Annotated in this window: 25 protein-coding genes; 15 read left to right on the forward strand and 10 right to left on the reverse strand. The window is 70.3% G+C overall.

Annotation, left to right across the window (positions count from 1 at the left end):
- Positions 1 to 69 precede the first annotated feature (69 nt).
- From AB0K18_RS23480 to AB0K18_RS23490, 3 genes are all read right to left on the reverse strand, one after another.
- A complete protein-coding gene (locus AB0K18_RS23480) occupies positions 70 to 645 on the reverse strand; it encodes a histidine phosphatase family protein (protein WP_364917579.1) in 576 nt (191 codons plus the stop codon).
- A 146-nt stretch (positions 646 to 791) separates the two neighbouring features.
- Positions 792 to 1,622: an aminoglycoside phosphotransferase family protein gene (locus tag AB0K18_RS23485; protein WP_364917582.1), complete on the reverse strand. Its 831-nt coding sequence runs from the start codon at positions 1,620 to 1,622 to the stop codon at positions 792 to 794.
- A gap of 134 nt (positions 1,623 to 1,756) precedes the next feature.
- Positions 1,757 to 2,374, reverse strand: coding sequence for a hypothetical protein (locus tag AB0K18_RS23490; protein ID WP_364917584.1), 618 nt, complete (start codon positions 2,372 to 2,374; stop codon positions 1,757 to 1,759).
- Between the two features lie 138 nt (positions 2,375 to 2,512).
- Here AB0K18_RS23490 and AB0K18_RS23495 point away from each other — a divergent pair, with 138 nt between their 5' ends.
- Entirely contained in the window at positions 2,513 to 3,508 is a 996-nt protein-coding gene (locus AB0K18_RS23495; protein WP_364917587.1) for a class I SAM-dependent methyltransferase, read from the forward strand.
- A gap of 20 nt (positions 3,509 to 3,528) precedes the next feature.
- On the opposite strand, the gene AB0K18_RS23500 is transcribed toward AB0K18_RS23495, so the two are convergent.
- Positions 3,529 to 4,284: a class I SAM-dependent methyltransferase gene (locus AB0K18_RS23500; protein ID WP_364917589.1), complete on the reverse strand. Its 756-nt coding sequence runs from the start codon at positions 4,282 to 4,284 to the stop codon at positions 3,529 to 3,531.
- Positions 4,285 to 4,384: 100 nt separating this feature from the next.
- Here AB0K18_RS23500 and AB0K18_RS23505 point away from each other — a divergent pair, with 100 nt between their 5' ends.
- Both AB0K18_RS23505 and AB0K18_RS23510 read left to right on the forward strand, forming a co-directional pair.
- Positions 4,385 to 4,924 carry a CGNR zinc finger domain-containing protein gene (locus AB0K18_RS23505; RefSeq protein WP_364917592.1) on the forward strand — a complete coding sequence of 180 codons (540 nt, stop codon included), beginning with the start codon at positions 4,385 to 4,387 and terminating at the stop codon, positions 4,922 to 4,924.
- Between the two features lies 1 nt (position 4,925).
- Complete coding sequence (locus AB0K18_RS23510; RefSeq protein WP_364917595.1) at positions 4,926 to 5,444, forward strand: GNAT family N-acetyltransferase; 519 nt, start codon at positions 4,926 to 4,928, stop codon at positions 5,442 to 5,444.
- On the opposite strand, the gene AB0K18_RS23515 is transcribed toward AB0K18_RS23510, so the two are convergent.
- Entirely contained in the window at positions 5,437 to 6,381 is a 945-nt protein-coding gene (locus AB0K18_RS23515) for a D-2-hydroxyacid dehydrogenase family protein (RefSeq protein WP_364917597.1), read from the reverse strand. The genes AB0K18_RS23510 and AB0K18_RS23515 overlap by 8 nt on opposite strands.
- Positions 6,382 to 6,692: 311 nt before the next feature.
- Positions 6,693 to 7,052: a hypothetical protein gene (locus tag AB0K18_RS23520; protein WP_345395476.1), complete on the reverse strand. Its 360-nt coding sequence runs from the start codon at positions 7,050 to 7,052 to the stop codon at positions 6,693 to 6,695.
- 328 nt (positions 7,053 to 7,380) lie between these two features.
- On the opposite strand from AB0K18_RS23520, the gene AB0K18_RS23525 reads away from it, so the two are divergent.
- The 8 genes from AB0K18_RS23525 to AB0K18_RS23560 all read left to right on the forward strand — a co-directional run bounded on the left by AB0K18_RS23525 (position 7,381) and on the right by AB0K18_RS23560 (position 14,657).
- Positions 7,381 to 9,195, forward strand: a complete 1,815-nt coding sequence (locus AB0K18_RS23525; RefSeq protein ID WP_364917600.1) for a glycosyltransferase family 2 protein — start codon at positions 7,381 to 7,383, stop codon at positions 9,193 to 9,195.
- Between the two features lie 75 nt (positions 9,196 to 9,270).
- On the forward strand, positions 9,271 to 10,299 hold the full coding sequence (locus AB0K18_RS23530) for an energy-coupling factor ABC transporter permease (protein WP_364917602.1): 1,029 nt from the start codon (positions 9,271 to 9,273) through the stop codon (positions 10,297 to 10,299).
- A gap of 3 nt (positions 10,300 to 10,302) precedes the next feature.
- Complete coding sequence (cbiQ, locus tag AB0K18_RS23535) at positions 10,303 to 11,058, forward strand: cobalt ECF transporter T component CbiQ (protein WP_364917605.1); 756 nt, start codon at positions 10,303 to 10,305, stop codon at positions 11,056 to 11,058.
- Positions 11,055 to 11,789 (forward strand): ABC transporter ATP-binding protein, encoded by a 735-nt coding sequence (locus AB0K18_RS23540; protein WP_364917608.1) that lies wholly within the window; start codon positions 11,055 to 11,057, stop codon positions 11,787 to 11,789. Before cbiQ ends, AB0K18_RS23540 begins: the two co-directional genes overlap by 4 nt.
- Before the next feature lie 187 nt (positions 11,790 to 11,976).
- Complete coding sequence (locus tag AB0K18_RS23545) at positions 11,977 to 12,315, forward strand: STAS domain-containing protein (protein WP_043624827.1); 339 nt, start codon at positions 11,977 to 11,979, stop codon at positions 12,313 to 12,315.
- Positions 12,316 to 12,362: 47 nt separating this feature from the next.
- Positions 12,363 to 13,136, forward strand: coding sequence for an SDR family NAD(P)-dependent oxidoreductase (locus AB0K18_RS23550; RefSeq protein WP_345395495.1), 774 nt, complete (start codon positions 12,363 to 12,365; stop codon positions 13,134 to 13,136).
- A gap of 6 nt (positions 13,137 to 13,142) precedes the next feature.
- Positions 13,143 to 13,907, forward strand: a complete 765-nt coding sequence (locus AB0K18_RS23555) for a crotonase/enoyl-CoA hydratase family protein (RefSeq protein ID WP_364917612.1) — start codon at positions 13,143 to 13,145, stop codon at positions 13,905 to 13,907.
- Positions 13,908 to 14,015: 108 nt separating this feature from the next.
- Complete coding sequence (locus AB0K18_RS23560; RefSeq protein WP_364917615.1) at positions 14,016 to 14,657, forward strand: rhomboid family intramembrane serine protease; 642 nt, start codon at positions 14,016 to 14,018, stop codon at positions 14,655 to 14,657.
- On the opposite strand, the gene AB0K18_RS23565 is transcribed toward AB0K18_RS23560, so the two are convergent.
- The 3 genes from AB0K18_RS23565 to AB0K18_RS23575 all read right to left on the reverse strand — a co-directional run bounded on the left by AB0K18_RS23565 (position 14,654) and on the right by AB0K18_RS23575 (position 17,679).
- A complete protein-coding gene (locus AB0K18_RS23565; RefSeq protein WP_364917618.1) occupies positions 14,654 to 15,235 on the reverse strand; it encodes a TIGR00645 family protein in 582 nt (193 codons plus the stop codon). The two genes, AB0K18_RS23560 and AB0K18_RS23565, sit on opposite strands and share 4 nt — an antisense overlap.
- Before the next feature lie 81 nt (positions 15,236 to 15,316).
- Positions 15,317 to 16,426, reverse strand: a complete 1,110-nt coding sequence (gene serC / locus AB0K18_RS23570) for a phosphoserine transaminase (protein ID WP_364917620.1) — start codon at positions 16,424 to 16,426, stop codon at positions 15,317 to 15,319.
- Between the two features lie 146 nt (positions 16,427 to 16,572).
- On the reverse strand, positions 16,573 to 17,679 hold the full coding sequence (locus tag AB0K18_RS23575; protein WP_364917623.1) for a citrate synthase 2: 1,107 nt from the start codon (positions 17,677 to 17,679) through the stop codon (positions 16,573 to 16,575).
- A gap of 272 nt (positions 17,680 to 17,951) precedes the next feature.
- On the opposite strand from AB0K18_RS23575, the gene pdxH reads away from it, so the two are divergent.
- Positions 17,952 to 18,629: a pyridoxamine 5'-phosphate oxidase gene (pdxH, locus tag AB0K18_RS23580; protein ID WP_364917626.1), complete on the forward strand. Its 678-nt coding sequence runs from the start codon at positions 17,952 to 17,954 to the stop codon at positions 18,627 to 18,629.
- A gap of 10 nt (positions 18,630 to 18,639) precedes the next feature.
- Positions 18,640 to 19,875: an MFS transporter gene (locus AB0K18_RS23585; protein ID WP_364917629.1), complete on the forward strand. Its 1,236-nt coding sequence runs from the start codon at positions 18,640 to 18,642 to the stop codon at positions 19,873 to 19,875.
- A gap of 70 nt (positions 19,876 to 19,945) precedes the next feature.
- On the opposite strand, the gene AB0K18_RS23590 is transcribed toward AB0K18_RS23585, so the two are convergent.
- Entirely contained in the window at positions 19,946 to 20,563 is a 618-nt protein-coding gene (locus AB0K18_RS23590; RefSeq protein ID WP_364917631.1) for a UdgX family uracil-DNA binding protein, read from the reverse strand.
- A 100-nt stretch (positions 20,564 to 20,663) separates the two neighbouring features.
- On the opposite strand from AB0K18_RS23590, the gene AB0K18_RS23595 reads away from it, so the two are divergent.
- Both AB0K18_RS23595 and AB0K18_RS23600 read left to right on the forward strand, forming a co-directional pair.
- The gene (locus AB0K18_RS23595) at positions 20,664 to 21,368 is read left to right on the forward strand and encodes a metal-dependent transcriptional regulator (protein ID WP_364378185.1); all 705 of its coding nucleotides are present in this window, start codon (positions 20,664 to 20,666) and stop codon (positions 21,366 to 21,368) included.
- Positions 21,369 to 21,491: 123 nt separating this feature from the next.
- The gene (locus tag AB0K18_RS23600) at positions 21,492 to 23,711 is read left to right on the forward strand and encodes a SpoIIE family protein phosphatase (RefSeq protein ID WP_364917634.1); all 2,220 of its coding nucleotides are present in this window, start codon (positions 21,492 to 21,494) and stop codon (positions 23,709 to 23,711) included.
- Positions 23,712 to 23,718 lie beyond the last annotated feature (7 nt).

The raw sequence follows: 23,718 nt of genomic DNA on the forward strand, positions 1-23,718 counted from the left end.
ATGCGCTGAGCGCTGGTTCTGCTCGCTGCGCTGGTTATGAGGAGTCCAGCATCCATGGAGTAGGGCGCGCTAATGGGCTGCTCTCGGGTCAGCGGCGCCTTTCCAGGCGGTGGGCAGTTCGTACGTCCAGCCGGGTTGCCATGCGAAAGGGCGATCCACCACGTCGGCCAGGGGTACGCCGGTCAAAAGGTGTTGGAGGGCCCAGCGGTTGGCTGAATGGGCGATCACCAGCACCTTTTTGCCGTCCCAGTTCCCGGCCAGGTCGATGAGGAATTCTTTGGTCAGTTCGACCACGTCCTGGTAGCTCTGGCCGCCGGGCCACGGGTGGTCGATGTGCCGGGCCCGGTTTCCCTCCAACCGGCTTACCGGCATGCCGTCGAGTTCGCCGTAATGGCATTCGCGCAGGCGGGGGTCCTGGAGAAGAGGGACGCCCGAGTCCTCGAAGGCGATCTGCGCGGTCTGTACGGCGCGGCGCAGGTCCGAGCTGAAGACCACGTCGAGGCCGTCATTACGGCGGCGTTCGCCCAGCTCGGCGGCCAGAGCCTTGCCGCGCTCCGACAGTTCGCCGGGCAGCCAGCCGCTCGCGATGCCGGCCTCGTTGTGGGTGCTGATCGAGTGCGTCTCGTAGATGAGGGCGACTGCCATCGATGCTCCTAGGACGTCGGGGTGAACGTCGTCACTCCCTCCGGCACGCGTACGCCGCTGCTCACCGGCGCGGACGGGTTCGGCGCCGATCTGGCGGCGTTTGCCCAGTGCGGTCGGCGCCAACTGGCTGGTGGACGGGGGTGCGCTCAAGACCCCGTGAGCAGGTCCGCCCGGAGCTCGTCGAACCATTCCGCGCCCAGCCGCCGCCCGTCCGGGAGCTGGTCGTCGCGGTCCCAGCGCCACGTGATGATCATAGCCAGGACCAGGAGGCGGCACTGGCGCAGCACCTCCCGATCGGCCCCGGGGTAATGCCCATGGACGTCCACGGGGGCGTGGGCGAGGTCGAACTCCACGGGACCCCGGCAGCACGTCTCGAAGTCGATGAAGACCAGGCCGTTCTTCGTGGTGAGCACGTTGCCGGGGTGTGGTTCGCCGTGCAGGAGCTGGTCGGGGCCGCCGCGCTCGAGGATCGCCCGGGTCGTGCTCGCCAGCGTACGGATGAGGAGCTCGCGGTCGGCGTCGGGGAGTTCGGGGGTGAGGTCGCGGTCGGCGAGGAGGCGGCGGGCCTGCTCGGCCCGGTCGGTGAAGTGCTGGGCCGGTACGTCGAGCGCGCGCAGGCCCGCGTGCAGCCGGTGCAGCGCCTCGGCGTAGTCGGCCGGCGGGGGCTCCTCGGCCACCGGCTCGTAGTAGGTCCACAACGTGATCACGTAGCCGTCGTGCTCGTAGGCGCGCGGCTCCACCCTGGGATCGAGCGCTGCCACGGGGGAGCCGGTCAGCCGCCGGGCGAGGTCGACTTCGAGGTCGGCCACCTGCTGGGTGGCGGGGGCCACGCGGGCCAGCACGTCGCAGGGCAGCAGGCGCAGGATGAGCTTGTTCGAGTTCTGCAGGATGATCGCGTCGTCGCCGGCGGAGAGGCCGAGCGATGAGGCGATCGCTCTGGCCGCGGCGGTCGCCCGCCGTACCTCTGCTTCCTGCATCCGCGCCCTCTTCCTTCCGTACGGACTGAGCACCGTACCAAGCCCTGAATATTTACTCGCCCTATTTTTCGGCCATGGAACAATCGTGATCGGCAAGGGCAAGGCGGTACTTGCGCGGACGTCGGCGTGAGAGCTCAGATGGTGGGGGCGGGGCCGGCGTAGGCGATGGGGCCGCCGGCGTTCGATGGGAGGCGTGTGCCGAGGAGGAGCTTGGCGAGGGTCTGGTCCTCCGATGGGCCTGTCTCGATCATGTTCGTCGGTTCGTCCAGGTCGGTGAGGTAGCCGGCGAGTCTTGCGTGGAAGCGGTGGCGGATGCGGGTGCCGAAGATGCGTCGGCTCTCCCAATCGTCCAGGCCCGTCAGTACGGCGACGACGAAGCCGCCGAGGGTGATCGGGAGGATGCCGGCCCGCGAGATGTTCTTCGGGTCGCCCACCCACCAGCCGCGCAGGGCCTCTAACAGGTGCTCGGGTGCCAGGTCGGCGTGGAAGCCGATGTAGGGGCGGTCCTGGTCCTTGACCGGTTGCGCCACGTCGACGCGCAGGACGGGCATCGTGTCCTCGTCCTTCGGCAGGACCTCGTGGAGCGGGGCGGTGGGGCGGGTGCTCAGGCGTTCGGCCACGTCCCGAGGGATGAGGCGGGTGCGGCCGTGCCGGTGGGATGCGGGGAGGAGGCCGGCGGCGGTGATCTTCTTCAGGGCGTCGCGGGAGAGGCCGTAGTGGGTGGTGGCTTCGGTCAGGGTGATGAGGGACATGTCGGGCTTTCGGGTCGCTGCTTGAGGGACGTGCGCAGTTGATCAAAAGCCGGTGATGGTTGTCCAGGGTGGCGGTTCGGGGGGCAGACTGGGGCGCGTACGGGAAAGTCGTGAAAAATCTGGCGAAGAGGAGTTGTCATGCCCCTGTCCACGGCTCGCTTCACCACCTCCGACCCCGACCGCCACCTCGCCCGGATCGTCGAGCGGCTCAAGCCGGACGCTCAGGTTACCGGGCCGGGGCGGGCGAAGGTGACGCTGGCGGGGGGTGGCTGTTCGGTGCTGGCGGCGGGGGATGAGGTGCTGGTGATCGCGGCCGCGGCGGACGCCGGCGGGTTGGCGAGCGTTCAGGAGGAGATCGGGCGGCGACTTCTCGCGGCGGGTGACGTGCAGGCGGGTGACGTGCAGGCGGCTGACGTGCGGGCGGCTGACGTGCGGGCGGGAGAGGGCGAGCGGGTGGCGTGGGCGGAGGCTGTCTCTGGGGAGCAGGTCGAGCTCGTCTCGCCCATCGTTGAGGATTATCTGCTTGCCCACTGCACCCCGGCCGACGAGGTGCTGCGTGAGCTGGCGGCCACCACGCGGGAGGTGACCGGGCGGTCGGCGGGGATGCAGGTCTCGGCCGACGAGGGTGCGCTGCTGAGCATGCTGGCCCGGATGGTGGGGGCGCGGCGGGCGATCGAGGTCGGAGTCTTCACGGGGTACTCGTCGTTGTGCATCGCCCGCGCGCTCCCGGCCGACGGGAAGCTGATCGCCTGCGACGTGAGCACCGAGTGGACGGACATCGCCAAGCCGTTCTGGAAGCGGGCAGGCGTGGCCGATCGCATCGAGCTCAGGATCGGGCCCGCCGTGGACACGTTGCGCGCGCTGCCCGACGAGCCCGCCTTCGACTTCGCCTTCGTGGACGCCGACAAACCCGGCTACCCGGCCTACTACGAGGAGATCGTCCCGAGGCTGCGGCCCGGCGGGCTGCTGGTGCTGGACAACGTGTTCCTCGGGGGCCGGGTGCTGGATCCGGCGTTCCAGGGGGCGGCGCAGGTGGCGATGCGTCAGGTCAACGACGCGATCGCCCGGGACGAGCGGCTCGACTCCGTGATGTTGCCGGTGCGGGACGGCGTCACCCTGGCCCGCAGACGCTGACCGTGACGTGAAGGGAGTCGCTAGCCCCGTACGGCACACAGCAGCCGGTTGTTGCCCCGCTGCCACAACGTGCCGACCTCGCTGAACCCGGCCTCGCGCAGCGCTCCCACGTGCTGCGACAGCAGGCGGGACTCCGAGCCGTGGTGGTCGGCGCCGGCGGTGGTGCGCTCGCGGTCGAGCTCGGCGAGGTCGGGGTCGGCGGCGACGGCATCCCACCAGCTCCGCCAGTCCTCGGGGCGGTCGGCGCCGAACGTGCGCTCGGTCTCGAGGTCGTGCACCGCGTGCTCAAGACGGGAGAGCGCGGGTGTGGCGTCGTCGGTGTCGAGGTGGTCGCCGTTGAGCAGCAGTCCGCCGGGCCGCAGCACGGTCGCCAGCTCCGCGTAGACGCCCTTGAGGTCGGGCTCGGAGATCCAGTGCAGCGCGGTGGTGCTGACCGCCGCGTCGGCGGGGCCGTCGAGGCCGAGCAGGCCGCTCCACCCGCTCGTCCGCAGATCCGCGGAAACGAACGTGAGCTGCGGGTACGCGGCCCGCCCCAGCCCGATGAGCAGCGGGTCGGCGTCCACGGAGATCACCCTGGCCTGGGGCAGCCGTTCGAGCAGCCGGACGGACAGGGAGCCGGGGCCGCAGCCGAGGTCGATGACCACGGGGTCGGGCCGGCCGAGCGCCTGCACGGCGTCGATCAGCGCGGTGAAGCGTTCCTCGCGGTCGGGCAGGTAGCCCTCCTGCTGGCGATCCCAGCGCGCGAGCCATCGGAGTGCGGCATCGTGAGTCAGCACGAACGTTCTCCCTGTAACTGTCATATACGCTTTGGACAGTCACAACGTACGGCATGAAGGTGTAACCGGTCAATTGGATTACAACAGTTACACAGATGCGGTGGTCAGGGTAGCGGTGACCCTCGTCAACGCGCTGACTCCGGGCGAGCAGCGAGGCCGCCCCCTCCCGGTGCCGCGAGACCTGGGCGCCGCCGCCACCGACGCCCTGCGTGCGGTGCGTCCCTCCTACCGCGAGCTCACCCAGGCGGAGGGGGCCGAGCTGGCCGAGGTGGCGCGGCGCCTGCGTACCGTCTTCACCGCCGTCGCGGACGGCGACCTCGACCGTGCGGCCGAGCAGGTGAACGTGCTGCTCGCCGAGACCGACGCGCGACCCCGCCTCGAACGGCACGACGGCGAGCCCTGGCACCTGCACTTCCACGGTCCAGGCGGCACCATGGCGGGCGACTGGGCGGCCGGCTGCGCGACGGGCCTCGCGGTGGTGCTGGGCAGCGAGTTCAGCGACCGGCTCGGCGTCTGTACGGCCCCGCACTGCGACCGCGTCTACGTGGACGTCTCCCGCAACGGCACCCGCCGCTTCTGCTCGACCGCCTGCCAGAATCGGGTCAAAACGGCCGCCTTCCGAGCCCGTACGAAAGGCTGACATGCGAGTTCGCCGAGCCATCGCAGAAGACGCCGAGCGCGTCGCCGAGATCCACGTACGGTCCTGGCAGCAGGCCTACCACGGGCTGCTGCCACAGCCGCTGCTCGACGGGTTGCAACCGGCGCAACGCGTCCCGCAGTGGCAGCGGCTCATCCAGCAGGCCGGCTGGCCGCGCCGGGCCACGCTGGTCGCGGAGGACGAAGGAGCCGTGGTCGGCTTCGCCGGTCTCTGCCCCACCCGGGACGACGACGATGACCCCGAGCAGGTGGGGGAGGTCGCCGCGATCTACGCCCTGCCGGCCGTCTGGGGGCGCGGCATCGGGCGCGGGCTGATGGCGGAGTCGATGCGAACGCTCAGGGAGGCGGGCTTCTCGTCCGCCGGCCTGTGGGTACTGGAGGGGAACGCCCGGGCGATCCGGTTCTACGAGCGGATGGGCTGGCGGCGGGACGGCGCCGTGAAGGACGCGGTCATCGGCGGCCTTGAGGTCCGCGAACTGCGGTATCGGTGCGCGTTCAGGTGAGCTGCCTGATGGGGGCGCCGTCCAGGAAGGCGTCGATGTCCTCGACCGCCTCCCTGAAGTAGGTGCCGTAGTTGAGCTCGGTCACATAGCCCAGGTGCGGCGTCGCCAGCACGTTCGGCAGCGTACGGAACTCGTGCCCCTCAGGCAGCGGCTCCACGTCGTACACGTCGAGCCCGGCCCCGGCGATGCGCCCCTCGCGCAGGGCGGCGGCCAGCGCGTCCTGGTCGACGATCGCCGCCCGCGCGGTGTTGATGAGGTAGGCGGTCGGTTTCATCAGGTCCAGCTCGCGTGCCCCGAGCATCCCTCTGGTGCGGTCGGAGAGCACGAGGTGGAGGGAGACGACGTCGGAGGAGGCCAGCAGCGCGTCGAGGTCGGGCGCCAGGCGGGCGCCGCACTCGGCGGCGCGTTCCCTGGTCAGGTTGCGGCTCCAGGCCACGACGTCCATGCCGAACGCCCGCCCGACGGCGGCCACCCGCGACCCGATGCGGCCGAGCCCGAGCAGCCCGAGCGTGCGCCCGTGCAGGTCGGCACCGACGGTCTGCTGCCAGGGGCCGCCGGTGCGCAGGGCGGTGGCCTCGGGCAGCAGGTGGCGGGCGAGGCCGAGGATGAGCGCCCAGGTCAGCTCGACGGTCGGGGTGGAGCCGGCGCCGGTGCCGCAGACGGTGACGCCGTTGTCGCGGGCGGCGGCGAGGTCGATGGAGGCGTTGCGCATGCCGGTGGTGACGAGCAGGCGCAGGTTGGGCAGCCGGGCGAACACCTCAGCGGTGAACGGCGTGCGCTCGCGCATCGCGACGATGATCTCGCAGTCGTGGACGGCGGTGACGAGGTCGTCGAGGCCGGCGAAGTGGTCGCGGTAGCTCCTGGCCGACACCCGTGACCAGTCGGCCAGCCCGAGTGCGACGTCCTGGTAGTCGTCGAGTACGGCACAGCGCAGCATGACCAGAAATGGTACGCCCCCTGCTCCAGCTCCCCGGGGGGCGGCCCCGGGGAGCTGGAGCCCGTTCTAGTCGGCGGCCAGCCGCTCTGCCTCTTCGTGCAGCGCCAGGATCAGGAGCAGCTCAAGCTGGAGCCGCTGCAAGTCGGGCGCCGCGAGACCGTCCAAGGCGTGCATTTCGGGCCTCCTTGACTATGAGACGCCCCAAACGCCACAACGGTTCACCCCGATTCATCGATTTCTCGCTGGTTTCTCCCGCCCGCTCGTGAAACATGAGTGGGTGGCGGCGGCGAGCGGGTGCCTGCGCGTAAATCTCAGGCCACGCCCGACAATCCAGACATGCGGTCGCGTTCGACCTGGACGCGCAGGATGTCCTGGCGTTCCTCGTTGATTCTGCGGCAGAGCACCAGGTACGCCTTCAGCACCTGGCGGTACCGGGCGTGCGCCTGTTCGAGCTGGTCCTCCAGGAGGAGGGCGCGCTCGGTGTCGCCGTGCTGCCGGGCCTCGGCCACCAGGGCGCGTGCCTCGTCGACGATCTCCTCCGCGCGCACCCGCGTACGCCGCAGCAGGACGGCGCATTCGTACAGTTCCGTCAGCCGTGCCGAGGAAACGATGAACTCCGCCGTGTGGACGGCCGAGCCGTTCGCGGTGTCGCCGCGCAGATCCGATCCCATTACCCGCCACCTCCGAGTCAAGGTTGCCTAACTGTAGACGCGCGACGCCCGGTCGCGGATCACCCGCGGCCTGCGGTGGTGGCGGAATGCACCCGGCGGGGGAGGGATTCTTCTCCCGGGAGGGAAAACCACACCCCTGAAACTCATTCGGTGCTGCATGAATGAACTATTTGGCCAGTGTGCGCGGGCTTATTGGCCGAATGCCGTGATTCTCCGTTCTTAGCAAAAGCAGGGGATGGAGAACGCCCGATCGGCCCGCGCGGACGCCCGTACTCGTCACATACTGAAGCGGGATGACGACGCGACGTGAACTCTTGGAGTGGTGGCGATGCCGGGGACAGGCAGCGATGACGACGCCCTCGACGTCAGCGTCGTCATCCCCGTGCACAACTGCCGGCCTTACCTCGACCGCTGCCTGACCTCCGCGCTCGTCCAGCGGGTGAAGAAGGAGATCGTGGTGGTGGACGACGGCTCCACCGACGGCAGCGGCGAGCTGCTCGACCTCTACGCCTCCTACCACCCCGGCGTCATCAAGGTGATCCACATCGAGGGCAGCGGCGGCGCGGGCCGCCCGCGCAACGTCGGCATCGAGCACGCCGCCGGCCGCTACGTCTTCTTCTGCGACGCCGACGACCACCTCGGCCCCGAGGCGCTGGAGCGCATGGTGTCGGTGGCCGACGCCAACGGCTCCGACATCGTGCTCGGCCGGATCGTCGGTCACGGCAGGCGGGCGCCGGTGTCGATGTTCCAGCAGAACGCGGACCGGGTGAGCCTCGGCGACAGCCCGGTCTACAACAGCCTGAGCTGTTTCAAGTTGTTCAGGAGAGAGCTGCTCGAACGCCACCGCATCAGGTTCGGCGAGGGCATGCTCGTGGGCGAGGACATCCTCTTCAGCGTGCACGCCTACTGCCACGCGGGGCCGATCTCCATCGTGGCCGACTACGACTGCTACCACCTGGTCTCGCGGCCCGACGGCAGCAGCATCATGCAGCAGTCCGGCAGCAGGGACCCGCTCGCCTGGCTGGCCATGATCAAGGAGCCGATCCGGCTGATGGCCAGGCACGTCGAGCCCGGTCCGCTGCGCGACCACCTGCTGCGCCGGCACTTCAGGCTCGACGTGTTCACCCAGCTCGGGACCGTGTTCCTGGAAAGCGACGACGTCCGCCGCAAGGAGATCGCGCGCGAGGTCGCCGCGCTGTGCGACGAGTGGTACACCCCGGGCGTGCACGAGCGGCTCAACACCATCGACCGGCAGCGCGCCGACGCGCTCGGCGACATCGACCGCCTCGTACGCCTGGCCCGCATCGAGACCGCCACCGTGCGCCGCAGGCTGACCGGGCTGCGCTGGGAGGGCGACCGCCTGGTGGTGACCGGTGCGGCCAGGCTGGACGGCATCACCAGGGACGACGGCCTGACCGTGGTGCTGCGCGCCCGCCACGACCCCGGCACCGAGCTGGTGCTGCCGGTCGAGCGCAAGGGCGGCGAGTTCACCGTACGGCTCGACGTGGGCGCGCTCGGCTCCGGCGTCTGGGACCTGCGGGTGGCGGTCGAGATCGAGGGCGTGATCCGGCTGGGCCGGCTCGGGGCCGACCGCGAGAGCGACCTCGGCAGGCCGCGGCCCCGGCTGGTCGGCGGCGTCGTGGTGCTGCCCTACTTCACCAGGGACAACGGCAACCTCAGCATCGACGTGGGCGGCCACGTGGTGGCGGTGCCCGGCGCGGCCACGCTCATCAGGACGCGCTGGGCGCTCGGCCACCGGCTGCTCATCGACGGCGAGGTCACGGTGGCCGGCACCGCGCCGCAGGCGGCGGCCATCAGGCGGATCGTATGGCGGGAGCGGCGCAGCGGGTGCGAGCGTGCCGAGCGGGTGGTGCCGCTGCCCGGTGGCGGGTTCGCGGCCCGTCCCGCGGTGGGGCGGCTGGCGCCGGGGACCTGGGACGCGTACCTGGAGCTCGATCTGGGCGGGCCGCCCGCGCGGTTCAGGATCGAGACGGGCGCCACCGCCGTGGCGGCTCCGCGCCGGTGGTGGGGTGCGGCGCTGATGCGGAGTGTGCGGCCGTACGCGACGTCGGGCAAGGGGCGGCTGAGCGCGGTCGTCAAGCGTCTGACTGCGGAAACTCTCGTGAAGAGAATCCTGCGCTAATTGCCATCTATGTGCAGGTGCAAGACGATGTCCTAAAGTAGGAACGTTTGTCCGACCTGCTCAGTGGAGGCAGCCGTGCACGTACCCGATGGCTTCTTCAACGCGGTGACGTCCGTGTCCGCCGGCGTCGTGGCCGCCGCCGGTGTCGCGGTGTGCCTGCGTGGCGCGCGGCGCGAGCTCGACGACCGGACCGCGCCGATGGCCGGGCTGGTCGCGGCGTTCATCTTCGCCGTGCAGATGCTCAACTTCCCGGTCGCCGCGGGCACCAGTGGTCACCTGATGGGCGGCGCGCTGGCGGCGATACTCGTGGGGCCGTACACAGGGGTGTTGTGCATGGCCGTGGTGCTGCTGGTGCAGGGGGTGTTCTTCGCCGACGGCGGGCTGACGGCGCTCGGCGTCAACGTCACCATCATGGGCCTGGTCACCGTGCTCGTCGGCTGGGGCGTCTTCCGGCTGGTGGTGGGGCTGGCCAGGGGCAAGGTGGTGGTGGCGGCGTTCCTTGGCGCGCTGGTCTCCGTGCCGGCCGCGGCGCTCGCGTTCACGCTGCTGTTCGCGATCGGCGGGACCGCGCCGATCGAGGTCGGCGCGGTCGCCGCCGCCATGGGCGGCGTGCACGTGCTGATCGGCGTCGGCGAGGCGGTGATCACGGCCCTGACCGTCGGCGCCGTGCTGGCCGTCCGTCCCGACCTCGTGTACGGCGCCCGCGGACTGTCCAAGCCGCTGGTCCTGCGCGGCGCGGACGGCGAGACCACGGTGGACGAGACCACGGTGGGCGAGCCGCAGCCGGTGGCCGCCGCGCGCGGCGCGCTCAAGCCGTTCCTGCTCGGCGGCGTCGGCGTGACGCTGGTGCTGGCCGGGGTCGTCTCGTTCTTCGCCTCCGGTGACCCCGACGGGCTTGAGGCGGTGGCCGAGAACAAGGGCTTCGGCGACCAGGCCGCCGACCACCAGTTCGGGACGTGGGCGCTGGCCGACTACGGTGACGTCGGCGGGATCCCCGTCGGCGTGGCCGGGATCATCGGCGTGGGCCTGGTGCTGCTGATCGCCGGCGCCCTCGGCTACGCGGCGCGCGGCCGTGACAAGTCCTCCGACCAGATCAAGGTGTGAGACGTGAGCGCGGGGCACCACCACCAGCTCTACCTGCCGGGCGACTCGGTCGTGCACCGGCTGCCGCCGCAGTGCAAGCTGCTGGCGGTCTTCGCCTTCGCCCTCGTGGTGGTGGCCACCCCGCGTGAGCACTTCTGGGCCTTCGCCGCGTACGCCGTGCTGCTGGCCGGGGTCTTGGCGGCGGCCGGGGTGCCGGCGCCGTACGTGCTGCGGCGGATGGCGATCGAGGTGCCCTTCGTGCTGTTCGCCTTCCTCATCCCGGTGATCGGGCTGGGGGAGCGCACCACGGTGCTGGGGCTCTCGCTGAGCGTGCCGGGTCTCTGGGCGGCCTGGAACATCCTGGCCAAGGCCACGCTCGGGGTGGTGGCGTCGATCCTGCTGGCGGCCACGACGGAGCCGCGGACGATCCTCCTGGGGGCGCAGCGGCTGCGGCTGCCCGGCCTGCTGGTGCAGATCGCCATGTTCATGCTCAGGTACCTCGACGTGATCATGGACGAGATGCGGCGGATGCGGGTGGCCAGGGAGTCGCGGGGGTTCGAGGCGCGGAACTTCCGGCAGATCCCGGTGCTCGCGCGGACGGCCGGCGCGCTGTTCATCCGCTCGTACGAGCGGGGCGAGCGGGTGCATCTGGCCATGCTGAGCAGGGGCTATGCGGGCAGTATGCCGATAATTCAAGACATGACGGCATCCGTACGCCAATGGAGCATCGCGCTGGCCCTGCCCGCCACCGCCCTCGCAGTGTTGGGACTCACCTGGTGAACTCTCTCGAAGTCCGGCAGCTCGCCTACGCCTACCCCGACGGCACGCAGGCGCTGTTCGGCGTGGACCTGACGATCGCCCGCGGCGAGCGGGTGGCCCTGCTCGGCCCCAACGGCGCCGGCAAGACCACGCTCGTCATGCACCTCAACGGCATACTCACCGCCGGGCACGGCACGGTCACCGTGGCCGGCACCCCGGTGCGCAAGGACACGCTCAAGGAGGTCAGGCAGCGCGTCGGCCTGGTCTTCCAGGACCCCGACGACCAGCTCTTCATGCCGACCGTACGCGACGACGTGGCCTTCGGCCCGGCCAACGCGGGCCTGCGCGGCGAGGAGCTGGAGCGGGTGGTCAAGGACGCGCTGGAGCGGGTCGGCATGCTGGAGTTCGCCGACCGGCCGCCGCACCACCTGTCGTTCGGCCAGCGCCGCAGGGTGGCGGTGGCCACGGTGCTGGCGATGGCGCCGGAGATCCTGGTGCTCGACGAGCCCTCCTCCAACCTCGACCCGGCCGCGCGCAGGGAGCTGGCGGAGATCCTGCGCTCCCTCGACGTGACGGTGCTCATGGTCACCCACGATCTGCCGTACGCTCTGGAGCTGTGCGAGCGCTCGCTCATCCTCTCGGGCGGCGTGATCGCCGCCGACGGGCCCACGCGCAAGCTGCTCGCCGACACCGACCTGCTGGCCAGGCACCGTCTGGAGCTTCCGTACGGGTTCGCGATCCCCGCCGTCTGAGCTCCAGGTTGGAGCACCCGTTGGAGCAACCGTCCCTAGATGGGTAAAAACCCTGGGCATGGTTCTTGACGGGGCGTTTGGTACGCGATTCTGCCCGCCTTGTCCCCCCGTATCCGACTTTTCGTGGTTTGTGCATGCCCGCCATCCGGGGATGTCGAAGTACAGTGGCTCATCGAGGAGGGGCCCAATGAAGCTGCGGCTTGCGCGACACGCCCTGGGTGACGCCGTGGTGGTGGCCGTCGAGGGAGAGCTTGACCTGTTCACCGCACCGTTCCTGCGTGACGAGGTGCGCGACGCCATCAAACAGGACGGCGCGCGGCTCGTTCTCGATCTGCAGCAGCTGTCGTTCATGGACTCCAGCGGCCTTTCCGTGCTCATCGAGGCCTGGCGGCTGGCCACGGGCGAGGGCGGCGGAGTGTCCCTGGCCGCGCCCCAGGCGCCGGTGGCCCGCATCCTGCGCACCACCGGCCTCGACCGCCGCATCAAGGTCTATTCCGACGTCGACACGGCCGTGGGCGAGATTTAGCCGCCCCCGAGTAGAACTTCATTCGGTCTGCGGTTAAGGTCCACGTTATGGACGTGAACGGATCTGCAGCAATCATCTCCGGCGGCGCCAGCGGCCTCGGTGAGGCCACCGCCCGCGAGCTGGCCCGCGCCGGCGCCACCGTGGTCGTCGCCGACCTCAACGAGGAGCGCGGCAAGGCCGTCGCCGACGAGATCGGCGGGGTCTTCGCCAGGACGGACGTCTCCGACGACGAGCAGGTGCAGGCGGCCGTCGACGCCGCCGTGGCCACCGGCAAGCCGCTGCGCGTGGTCGTCAACAGCGCCGGCATCGGCTGGGCCGAGCGCACGGTCAACCGCGACGGCAACCCGCACAACCCGGCCTCCTACCGCAAGGTCATCGAGGTCAACCTGATCGGCACGTTCAACCTCATGCGCATCGGCGCCGCGGCGATCGCCAAGACCGAGCCGGCCGACGCCGACGGGCAGCGCGGCGTGGTGATCAACACCGCGTCCGTCGCGGCGCTCGAAGGCCAGACCGGGCAGCTCGCGTACTCGGCCTCCAAGGGAGGCATCGTGGGCATGACCGTGCCGGCCGCGCGCGACCTCGCCGCCATCGGCGTACGGGTGAACACGATCTGCCCCGGCATCATCGACACCCCGATCTACGGCTTCTCGCCCAACGCCGACGAGTTCAAGGCCAAGCTGGTCGCGCCGGTCGTCTTCCCCAAGCGCATGGGCCGCGCCGACGAGTTCGCGCACCTGGTCAGGTCGCTCATCGAGAACGACTACATGAACGCCGAGGTCGTCCGCTTCGACGGCGGCATCCGCTTCCAGCCCAAGTGAGGTCTCGTGTCTGACGAAGTGCTCGTCGAAGAGTCCGGCAATGTGGCCGTTCTCACCATCAACCGCCCCAAGTCGCGGAACGCGATCAACGGGGCGGTCGCGCGGGGCATGGCCGAGGCGCTGGACGCGCTGGACGCACGTCCCGACATCTCCGCGTACGTCCTGACAGGGGCCAGCGGCACGTTCTCCGCCGGCATGGACCTCAAGGGCTTCCTGACCGGCGACATGCCCGTGGTCGAGGGCCGCGGGTTCGGCGGCATCACGGAGGCGCCGCCGAAGAAGCCGCTGGTGGCCGCCGTCGAGGGCTACGCACTGGCGGGCGGGTTCGAGCTGGCGCTGTCCTGTGACGTCATCGTGGCCTCGTCGGAGGCCAAGTTCGGGCTGCCCGAGCCCAAGCGGGGGCTCGTGGCGGGCGCGGGCGGCATCATGCGGCTGCCGCGGCGCATCCCGTACCACGTGGCCATGGAGATCGCGCTGACCGGCGACCATTACCCGGCGGCCCGCCTGTACGAGCTGGGCCTGGTCAACCGCATCACCGAGCCGGGCGCCGCGCTCGAAGGCGCGCTTGAGCTGGCCAAGAAGATCGCCGCGAACGCCCCGCTCGCGCTCATGGCGACCAAGAAGGTCGTCATCGAGTCGCAGGACTGGTCGCTGGACGAGATGTTCAAGAAGCAAGCCGCGATCGTCAACCCGGTCTTCGGGTCGAAGGACGCGATGGAGGGCGCGGCGGCCTTCGCCGAGAAGCGCGCGCCCCAGTGGAAGGGCGAATGACCCCGGCCCCTCCCGCTTTCCCACGAAACGGGAGGGGCTCGCCTTAGCGCAGACATAGCTCCGCCTGGTTACGGTAAAGAGAGAGGAGACGACTCACCGGGAGAGCGCATGAGCGACTATTCGGGTTCCGCCTTCGAATCCGCCAAGCGCGGCGCCGGAGCCCTGCTGTCCGGTGCCCTGAGCGCGCTCATCGTCATGGTGGCGATGCTCGCCGTGATGTGGCTGGTCGAGGGCGTCGACTTCTTCCTCGGCGGCAGCCTCGACCTTGAGTACGGCATCGTCGGCTGGGAGCCCCAAGGACTGATCGGCATCATCTTCGCGCCGTTCCTCCACGTCGGGTTCGGCCACCTGATCGCCAACTCGCTGCCGCTGCTCGTGCTGGGCTTCTTCGCCGGTCTGCGCGACATCCGCAAGTTCCTCTGGGCTACCGTGCTGATCATCTTCATCGGCGGCATCGGCACGTGGCTCACCAGCCCCGACGTCTACACCGTCGGGGCCAGCGGCCTGGTGTTCGGCTACTTCGGCTTCATCCTGGCCCGCGGCCTGTTCGACCGCAGGCTGCTCGACATCGTGATCGCCATCGGCGTCGGCGTGGCCTACTGGGGGATCCTCGCGGGCGTGCTGCCCAACCAGCCGGGCATCTCCTGGCAGGGGCACCTGTTCGGGCTCATCGGCGGCGTGGTGGCCGGCTGGGTGCTGCGGCGAAAGCGTGAGCTGCCGCCCGCCACGACGTACCCGTACCTGAGCTAGAGGTGCGAGGCGGTGTGCTCGGCGGGTGAGGACGACAGCAGGCGGTCGATGTAGGCGAGGCCGACGGCCGAGACCACGAACGCCAGGTGGATGATCGTCTGCCACATGATCTTGTCGTTGGGCATCTCGCCGGCCCTGATGAACGTCTGCAGCAGGTGCACCGACGAGATGCCGATGATGGCGGTGGCCAGCTTGACCTTCAGCACGTTCGCGTTGACGTGGGAGAGCCACTCCGGCTCGTCGGGGTGGCCGTTGAGGTTGATGCGCGAGACGAACGTCTCGTAGCCGCCGATGATCACCATGATGAGCAGGTTCGAGATCATCACCACGTCGATCAGCGCCAGCACGGTGAGCATGACGACGGCCTCAGGGGAGGTGCCGTCGGCGGGCGGTGCGCCGTGCAGGAAGACGCCGTCGATGAGGTGCCACAGCTCCAGCGCGAACTGCCAGACGTAGACGGCCTGGGCCACGATGAGGCCGACATAGAGCGGGACCTGGAGCCAGCGGCTGGCGAACATGAGGTAGCCGAGGCTCTTCGGCCGTGCGGGTCCCGGGCCGAACGTGGGGGTGGCGGTCAAGAACGTTCCTAGTCGTGAGTCGGGCATGAGAAGGCCAGCACCGGATCGCCGGTGCTGGCCAGTGGGTCGTGCGGAGCGCCGCTAGAGGCGCTCGACCACGTAGTCGACGCAGGTCGTGAGCGCCTCGATGTCGGCCGGGTCGATGGCCGGGAACATCGCGATGCGCAGCTGGTTGCGGCCCAGCTTGCGGTAGGGCTCGGTGTCGACGATGCCGTTGGCGCGCAGCACCTTGGCCACCGCCGCGGCGTCGACCTCGTCGCTGAAGTCGATGGTGCCGACCACCTGCGAGCGGAACTCCGGCGCGGCGAACGGCGTGGCGAAGGACGCCTTCTCGGCCCAGGTGTAGAGGCGCGAGGCGGAGTCGGCGGTGCGGGCGGTGGTCCAGGCCAGGCCGCCGTTGCCGTTCATCCAGTCGAGCTGGTCGGCCAGCAGGAACAGCGTGGCGACCGCCGGCGTGTTGTAGGTCTGGTCCTTCGCGGAGTTGTCGATCGCGACCGGCAGGCTGAAGAACTCGGGCACGTAGCGGCCGCTCGCGGCGATCTCCTCGACCCTGGCCAAGGCGCGCGGCGACATGATCGCGATCCACAGGCCGCCGTCGGAGGCGAAGCTCTTCTGGGGCGCGAAGTAGTAGACGTCGGTCTCGTTGAGGTCGACGGGCAGGCCGCCGGCGCCGGAGGTGGCGTCGACCAGCACCAGCGCGTCGTCGCCACCGACCCGCTTGATCGGCATGGCGACGCCGGTCGAGGTCTCGTTGTGGGTGAGCGCGTAGGCGTCGACGCCGTCCTCGGCGACCGCCTCGGGGTGGGTGCCGACCTCCGCCTTGATCACGCTCGGCTCGCCCAGCCAGGGCGCCTTCTTGGTGACCGCGGCGAACTTCGAGGAGAACTCGCCGAACGACAGGTGCTGGGACTTGTCGCGGACGAGCCCGAAGGCCGCGATGTCCCAGAACGCGGTGGTGCCGCCGTTGCCCAGCACGACCTGGTAGCCCTCCGGCAGGGAGAACAGGTCGGCGAGGCCCGAGCGCACGCGGCCGACCAGGTTCTTGACCGGCTTCTGGCGGTGGGAGGTGCCCATGAGGCTCGCGCCGGAGGCGGCGAGCGCGGCCAGTTGCTCCGTGCGAACCTTCGAGGGCCCGCAGCCGAAGCGGCCGTCGGCGGGCTTGATGTCAGCGGGAATCACGATGTCAGCCACGTAACGGAGCCTACCGACCTGCGTGGACTGGCTCGTACCGGGTCCGGATTCTGAGACCACCGGCGCGTCGCGCCTCCCGGGAAACCAGAACGGCTACCGCAGGGCCGTGAGGGCCGCGCGGTAGCCGTGGCGGGGGTTCGTACGTGTCAGTACTTGCCGACGACCTCGTCGGCGCCCGGGACCTCGTTCAGGGGGCGGGAGGCCGGGCCGGTGTAGTCGGCGCTGGGGCGGACCAGCCTGCCCGTGCGCTTCTGCTCCAGGATGTGCGCGGCCCAGCCGGCCGTGCGGGCGCAGGTGAACATCGAGGTGAACATGTGGGACGGAACCTCGGCGAAGTCGAGGACCACGGCGGCCCAGTACTCCACGTTGGTGGCCAGCACCCGGTCGGGCTTGCGGGCATGCAGCTCCTCCAGCGCGGCCTGCTCAAGGGCGGCGGCGACCTCGTAGCGAGGCGCGTCGAGCTCCTTGGCGGTGCGCCGCAGGACGCGGGCACGCGGGTCCTCCGCGCGGTAGACGCGGTGGCCGAAGCCCATGAGGCGGTTGCCCTTGTCGAGCTCGCTCTGGACGTACTTCTTGGCGTCGCCGAGCTGCTCGACGCCCTCGATCATGTGCAGGACGCGAGCCGGTGCGCCGCCGTGCAGCGGGCCCGACATGGCGCCCACCGCGCCGGACAGCGCGGCCGCCACGTCGGCCCCGGTGGAGGCGATGACGCGGGCGGTGAACGTCGAGGCGTTCATGCCGTGCTCGGCGGCGGAGGTCCAGTAGGCGTCGATGGCCTTGACGTGCTTCGGGTCGGGCTCACCGCGCCAGCGGATCATGAAGCGCTCGACGATGGTCTTGGCCTCGTCGACCCGGCTCTGCGGCACCATCGGCAGGCCGAGACCGCGCGCGGACTGCGCGACGAAGGACAGGGCCATCACCGAGGCGCGCGCGAGCTGGTCGCGGGCCTCCTCGTCGCTGATGTCGAGCAGCGGCTTGAAGCCGTAGGCCGGAGCCAGCATCGCCAGCGCGCTCTGCACGTCGACGCGGATGTCTCCGGAGTGGACAGGGATGGGGTAGGGCTCCGCCGGGGGCAGGCCCGGCTGGAACGCGTTGTCGACCAGCAGGCCCCAAACGTGCCCGAACGGGACACGGCCGACCAGCTCTTCGATGTCGACGCCCCGGTATCGAAGGGCGCCCCCTTCTTTGTCCGGTTCCGCGATCTCGGTCTCGAAAGCTACGACGCCTTCGAGCCCGGGTTTGAAGTCGGACATTCTCGGCCGCCTCCCTTTCTTGCCATGTTTCGGCAACGCGATGCTGTGCCTTGTCGCGGCCGCCGCAGGGGTCTCACAGTCGTTCTCCCCTCGTGCGGGTCCGCTATGTTGATGTCGAGATACCGGCGGGTCAATTTAACCCCCTCCCAGGTCATGGTCGGTCTCGGGACCCGCCGTTCGGGCAAACCCGCTGGTCGAAGGCTGGACCGGACTTTGGGGCCGGACACTGGGGGCGACCCGCTGGCATGCGGCCCCACCATGTGATCCGCCGCATGAGCGCGCAAGAATACCGTCTCGTGGATGCCACCCCGCGCCCGCCCATGCTGGCGGGGCTTCGCCGTACGTACGAGGGCGAGCCGCTGCTCGAGTCGGACCTCGCGCCCGACCCGGTCGATCAGTTCACCACCTGGTTCCAGGAGGCGCTCGACGCCGGCCTGCCGGAACCCAACGCGATGGTCCTCGCCACCGCCTCGGCGGGCGGCCGGCCGAGCGCCAGGACGGTCCTGCTCAAGGGCTACGACGAACGCGGATTCGTCTTCTACACCAACTACGAGTCCCGCAAGGGCCGCGACCTGGCGGAGAACCCGCGCGCGTCCCTGATGTTCCCCTGGCACCCCGTACGCCGCCAGGTCCGCGTCGAGGGCACCGTGACGCGGCTGTCCCACGAGGAGTCGGCCGAATACTTCTCCTCCCGCCCGTACGGCTCGCGCATCGGCGCCTGGGCCTCCCGGCAGTCGGCCGTGGTGCGGTCGAGGGAGGAGCTGGACGCCCGCTACGCGGAGCTGGCGGCGCGCTGGCCGGAGGATCCGCCGGTGCCCGACTTCTGGGGCGGTTTCCGTGTCCACCCGATCGAGGTGGAGTTCTGGCAGGGACAGCTCGACCGGATGCACGACAGGCTCCGGTACCGGCGGACCCGACCCGGGTGGGTAATAGAACGACTTGCCCCTTAATGTCTTCCGCGTGGCAATCGGGGACCTGCTCAAACGTCATTTCGTCGACACCCGCCCGCTGGGCGTCCCCGCCTACCGGCGGATCTGGACCGGTCAGGCGGTCTCGCACGTCGGTGTCGGCGTCACCGTCGTCGCGGTGGGCCAGCAGGTCTACGAGCTGACCCACTCCTCGTTCTACGTGGGCCTGCTCGGCATGGCCAACCTGATCCCGCTGGTCGTCTTCGGCCTGTGGGGCGGCGCCATCGCCGACGCCGTCGACCGGCGCAAGCTGCTCATCGCCGGGTCGTTCGTGGCCTGGGCCGCCACGCTGTTCATCCTCGTCCAGGCCATCCTCGGCCTCGACAACGTCTGGCTGATCTTCCTCGCCGTCGCGTTCAACTCCACCGGCTTCGCCATCACCGGGCCCACCAGGGGCGCGATCATCCCGCGCATCCTGGACGCCGAGCTGGTGCCGGCCGCGAACGCGCTCAACTCGCTCGTCTACAGCATGGGCGCGGTCATCGGGCCGATGATCGGGGCCGTCGCGATGACCAGCGGCGGGTTCGCTTCGGCGTACGCGCTGGACGCCGTGCTCTTCACCGCCAACCTGTACGCGGCGCTCAGGCTGCCCGCGCTGCCCCCGCTGGGCGAGGTGACCCGGCCCGGGCTCCGATCCGTGATCGACGGGCTCAGCTTCATCGCCAAGAGCCCGGTGCTGCTGATGTCGTTCGTCGTGGACATCATCGCGATGGTCCTCGCCATGCCCAGGGCGCTGTTCCCCGAGCTGACCGCCGAGCGCTTCGGCGGCTCCGAGCTGGCGCTCGGCTGGATGACCTCGGCCATGGGCATCGGCTCCGTGGCCGGCGCGCTGTTCTCCGGCTGGGTCGGGCGGGTCAAGCGGCAGGGGGTGGCGCTGTCGATCATCATCGCCGTCTGGGGGCTCGCGGTGGCGGGCGCCGGGCTCGTGCACGACCTGTGGCTGGTGGTGCTGCTCATGGCCGTCGGCGGCGTCGCCGACGTCATCTCCTCGGTCTGGCGGCAGTCCATCCTGCAGCTGTACGCGCCCGACGAGATGCGGGGGCGGCTGCAGGGCGTCTTCATGGTCGTCGTGGCCGGCGGACCGCGCCTGGGCGAGCTGCGGGCCGGCGCCACCGCGACCGCGTTCGGGCTGACCGGCGCCTGGGTGGGCGGCGGCCTCGCCTGCGCGGTCACCGTCCTGATCGTCGGCCTGTCGGTGTCCGGCTTCCGCAATTACCGCGCCCGCTGAGATCACCGCACCGCCTGCGCGGTCGTGAGAGCGCCGTCAGAGGGCTCCCAGAGCCGATCGGGGGCCGGAGTCAGGCGGCGTGCGCGGCGGCCTTCAGATCCGCCAGGAAGTCCGCGTACGCCGCGTCGCGATCGGGCGCCCGCAGCACCGCCGACGGATGCACGGTGGCGACCGCCACCGCCTCACCGAGCGGCACCGCCTCGCCCCGGTGCCTGGTCACCCGGAACGAGGGCCCGAGCAGCGCCCTGGCCGCCGTCGCCCCCAGCACGACCACCACCTCGGGCCGCACCACGGCCAGCTCGGCGTCCAGCCACGGATGGCAGGCGTCGATCTCGGCCGCCGTCGGCTTCTGATGGATGCGCCGCTTGCCTCTGGGCGTGAACGAGAAGTGCTTGACCGCGTTCGTCAGATAGACCTCGTCCCGCGCGATCCCGGCCTCCTCCAGCCCCCGGTCCAGGACCCGGCCGGCGGGCCCCACGAAGGGGTGTCCGCGCCGGTCCTCCTGATCGCCCGGCTGCTCGCCGACCAGCATGAATCTCGCCCGTTCCGGCCCCTCGCCGAACACGGTCCGCGTGGCGTCGCGATAGAGGCCGCAGCCCTCACAACCGGCCGCCGCCGTACGCAGGGAGGCGAGGTCGAGCCGGTCGGGAACGAACGAGGCCGCCCCGTTGTTGCCGTCGTTAACCATCGTCGGTCGTTCTCCCCATAGGGTTCCTGTGATTCCTGTGCCCGAGGTTGACGGGCTCAGTCCCTGCCACGACCGGCGTACCATGCAGTTGGGAGGAGCCTTGACCGCACACGGCCTGATCGATACCACGGAGATGTATCTCCGCACGATTTACGAGCTCGAAGAAGAGGGCATCGTCCCCCTTCGGGCCCGCATCGCGGAGCGTCTCCAGCAGAGCGGCCCCACCGTCAGCCAGACCGTCGCCCGCATGGAGCGCGACGGCCTGGTCCGCGTCGAAGGTGACCGTCACCTGTCGATGACCGACCTGGGCCGCACGCTCGCCACCCGCGTCATGCGCAAGCACCGGCTCGCCGAGTGCCTGCTCACCCAGGTCATCGGCCTGCCCTGGGAAGAGGTGCACATCGAGGCGTGCCGGTGGGAGCACGTCATGTCGGAGTCCGTCGAGTCGCGGCTGGTGACGCTGCTCGACAACCCGACCGTCTGCCCCCACGGCAACCCGATCCCTGGCCTCGCCGAGCTGGGCGCGCGAGAGCCCGTCGAGAGCGGCGCCGACCTGCTCACGACGATGTGCGAGCTGGCCGGCACACGCGACACTCCGGTCGTCGTGCGCCGAATCAGCGAACAAGTGCAAAGCGATCCCGCTGTGATGCTTAAACTCAAGCAAGTTGGGATACAACCCGGACGCGAGGTGACGCTCGCGGCGAGCGACGACGGTGTACGGGTGACAGGTGACGGTGACGCGAACGAGACTCCTGCGGAACTCCCCCGCGATATCGCCGCGCACGTTTTTGTCTCCAAGCGCTGACGCGCGCGCGGCTACTTGGTTGAATCCCTCTAGGGAGGCCCTCCACTCTCCCCTGGCCAAGACTGTTGCAGGAGCGCCCGTGGTCCGTCTTGCAGACACGCCACCCCGAGGAGTGGTCTCCGGATGAAGCGTTGGGGGGATCTGTCACAAGAAGCGGCCGATCACCTGGCTGCCGGGTCGGTGCTCGACCAGGCCGAGATGGCGGTGGTCGTCACCGACCGTTTCAGCAATCTCCTCTATTGGAACCCGTTCGCCGAAAAGCTGTTCGGCGGGCCGGCCAAGTCGTCGCGTGATTCGTCCGGCCTGTCCCTCGGGATCATGGAGAAGGACCACCCGCTCGCCATCGAGCTGGCCAAGCACGTGCTCAAGGGCGGCGTGTGGGAGGGCACGTTCGACGTCCGGCGCGGCGACGGCACGATCGTCTACGTCCGGGCGCAGGCGGTGCCGCTGCGCCACCCCTCGGGGTCGGTGACCGGCATCGTCATGACCGCCAGAGAGGCGCTGCGCAGCAACGAGCGGGAGAAGGACCGCTTCGGGCTGCTCGAGCGCATCGGCGAGCGGCTCGCGGGCTCCCTCTACGTCGAGGAGACGCTCAAGCGGGTCGCCGAGATGCTCGTGCCGCAGTTCGCCGACCACTGCTTCATCGAGCTGATGGAGGGTGACCGGCTCGTCCGCCGGGTCTCTCAGCACGTGCAAGGGTGGGCGCCCCCGTCGGGAACATGGAAGCCGGTGGGCGCGGAGATCCGCTACCCCTCCGGCCACTACGCCGACACCGCGCTCCGCCGCCAGGAGACGATCCTGGTCGAAGACTTCGCCGGCAGCCGCTACCCGGCCCCCCACGAGGGCAGCGCGCGGTTGTGCGGCGAGATCGGCATGACCTCCGCCATCGTGGCGCCGCTGCTGGTGCGGGGCGAGACGCTGGGCCTGATGTACCTCGGCCTGTCCAACCTCACCGACCGCCGCAGCCCCCACTACGACGCCTTCGACCGTGACTTCGTGGGCGCCATCGCCACCAGGGTCGCGCTCGCCATCGACAACGCGCTGCTGTTCGAAGAGGAGCGCCACACGGCGGAGTCGTTCCAGAAATACCTGCTGCCGCGCGCGCTGCCGCAGCTCGACGGCCTGCAGATCGCCGTGCGCTACTACCCGGCCGCCCCGCTCGCCTCCCACGGCCAGGGCATCCAGACCCAGGTCGGCGGCGACTGGTACGACGTCATCCCGCTGTCCGCGGGCCGCGTCGGCATCGTGATCGGCGACGTCGAGGGCAGGGGCGCCAAGGCGGCGGCCATCATGGGCCAGCTCAGGGCCGCGCTGCGGGCCTTCGCCCAAGACGACAAGTCGCCGGCCGACATCCTCGCCAGGCTCGACGAGTGGACCCGCATCATCGCCACCCCCGAGCAGGACGACAAGGGCGGCGAGGTCAGCATCCCGCCCATCGTCACCTGCCAATACCTGGTCTACGACGCCTGGTCGCGCCAGCTGTCGTTCGCCAACGCCGGGCACGCGCCGCCGCTGCTGCTGGTCGACGGCGAATGCCGCGAGCTGGAGATCGAGGAGGTCGGCCAGCCCCTCGGCGTACGCGCCAAGGGCCTGCACGCCGACCTCGTCTACAAGGAGGAGACGGTCTCCCTCCCGCCCGGCGCCGCGCTGCTGCTCTACACCGACGGCCTGGTCGATCGCCGTCCCGGCCGCGACGGCAGCATGCCGAGCGAGGAGGAGACGCTCGGCACGCTGTGCGCGGAGCTGACCAAGGTGTCCGGCGCCGAGGTCGAGCGCATCGCCGACGCCGCCACGATCGCGGTGCCCGGCGAGATCGACGACGACATGGCGATCCTCGTGGTCCGCTCCAGCGACGTCGACCTCGACGTCGAGGCCCGCACCTTCCCGGCCCAGCCGATCATGGTGGGCGAGGCGCGGCGGATGGCCGCCGAGGCGTTCGCCGACTGGAACGTCCCCGAGGAGCGGGCCGAGCTGGCCTGCCTGCTGGTCTCCGAGGTCGTCACCAACGTGGTGCTGCACGCCGCCGCCGCCGGGGTGCCGCGCAGGGAGCTGGTCGTCGAGGGGCCGCCGCTGCCGTTCGAGGAGTCCTGGGACATGCCGGGCCTCGAAGAGGAGGCCGTCGGCGACAAGGAGTTCACGCTGCGGCTGCGCAGGGGCGAGGAGTCGGTCTGGGTCGAGGTGTTCGACCAGGACCTGCGGCTGCCCCGCATCCGCAGCGCGGGGGAGAACGACGAGGGCGGGCGCGGCCTTTACCTGGTCGACCAGCTCGCCCGGCGTTGGGGATCGCGTCCCACCAGGGAAGGCAAAGCCGTCTGGTTCGAGATTCCCACGCGCGGCAGGTGAGTGTTTC

The organism is Nonomuraea sp. NPDC049421 (genome assembly GCF_040677005.1).
Classification (GTDB): Bacteria; Actinomycetota; Actinomycetes; order Streptosporangiales; family Streptosporangiaceae; genus Nonomuraea; species Nonomuraea salmonea.

Coding starts and splice junctions, on each gene's coding strand:
- AB0K18_RS23480 (WP_364917579.1), bottom strand. CDS start 645: ATGGCAGTCGCCCTCATCTACGAGACGCACTCGATCAGCACCCACAAC.
- AB0K18_RS23485 (WP_364917582.1), bottom strand. CDS start 1,622: ATGCAGGAAGCAGAGGTACGGCGGGCGACCGCCGCGGCCAGAGCGATC.
- AB0K18_RS23490 (WP_364917584.1), bottom strand. CDS start 2,374: ATGTCCCTCATCACCCTGACCGAAGCCACCACCCACTACGGCCTCTCC.
- AB0K18_RS23495 (WP_364917587.1), top strand. CDS start 2,513: ATGCCCCTGTCCACGGCTCGCTTCACCACCTCCGACCCCGACCGCCAC.
- AB0K18_RS23510 (WP_364917595.1), top strand. CDS start 4,926: ATGCGAGTTCGCCGAGCCATCGCAGAAGACGCCGAGCGCGTCGCCGAG.
- AB0K18_RS23515 (WP_364917597.1), bottom strand. CDS start 6,381: ATGCTGCGCTGTGCCGTACTCGACGACTACCAGGACGTCGCACTCGGG.
- AB0K18_RS23520 (WP_345395476.1), bottom strand. CDS start 7,052: ATGGGATCGGATCTGCGCGGCGACACCGCGAACGGCTCGGCCGTCCAC.
- AB0K18_RS23525 (WP_364917600.1), top strand. CDS start 7,381: ATGCCGGGGACAGGCAGCGATGACGACGCCCTCGACGTCAGCGTCGTC.
- AB0K18_RS23545 (WP_043624827.1), top strand. CDS start 11,977: ATGAAGCTGCGGCTTGCGCGACACGCCCTGGGTGACGCCGTGGTGGTG.
- AB0K18_RS23550 (WP_345395495.1), top strand. CDS start 12,363: ATGGACGTGAACGGATCTGCAGCAATCATCTCCGGCGGCGCCAGCGGC.
- AB0K18_RS23560 (WP_364917615.1), top strand. CDS start 14,016: ATGAGCGACTATTCGGGTTCCGCCTTCGAATCCGCCAAGCGCGGCGCC.
- AB0K18_RS23575 (WP_364917623.1), bottom strand. CDS start 17,679: ATGTCCGACTTCAAACCCGGGCTCGAAGGCGTCGTAGCTTTCGAGACC.
- pdxH (WP_364917626.1), top strand. CDS start 17,952: ATGAGCGCGCAAGAATACCGTCTCGTGGATGCCACCCCGCGCCCGCCC.
- AB0K18_RS23590 (WP_364917631.1), bottom strand. CDS start 20,563: ATGGTTAACGACGGCAACAACGGGGCGGCCTCGTTCGTTCCCGACCGG.
- AB0K18_RS23600 (WP_364917634.1), top strand. CDS start 21,492: ATGAAGCGTTGGGGGGATCTGTCACAAGAAGCGGCCGATCACCTGGCT.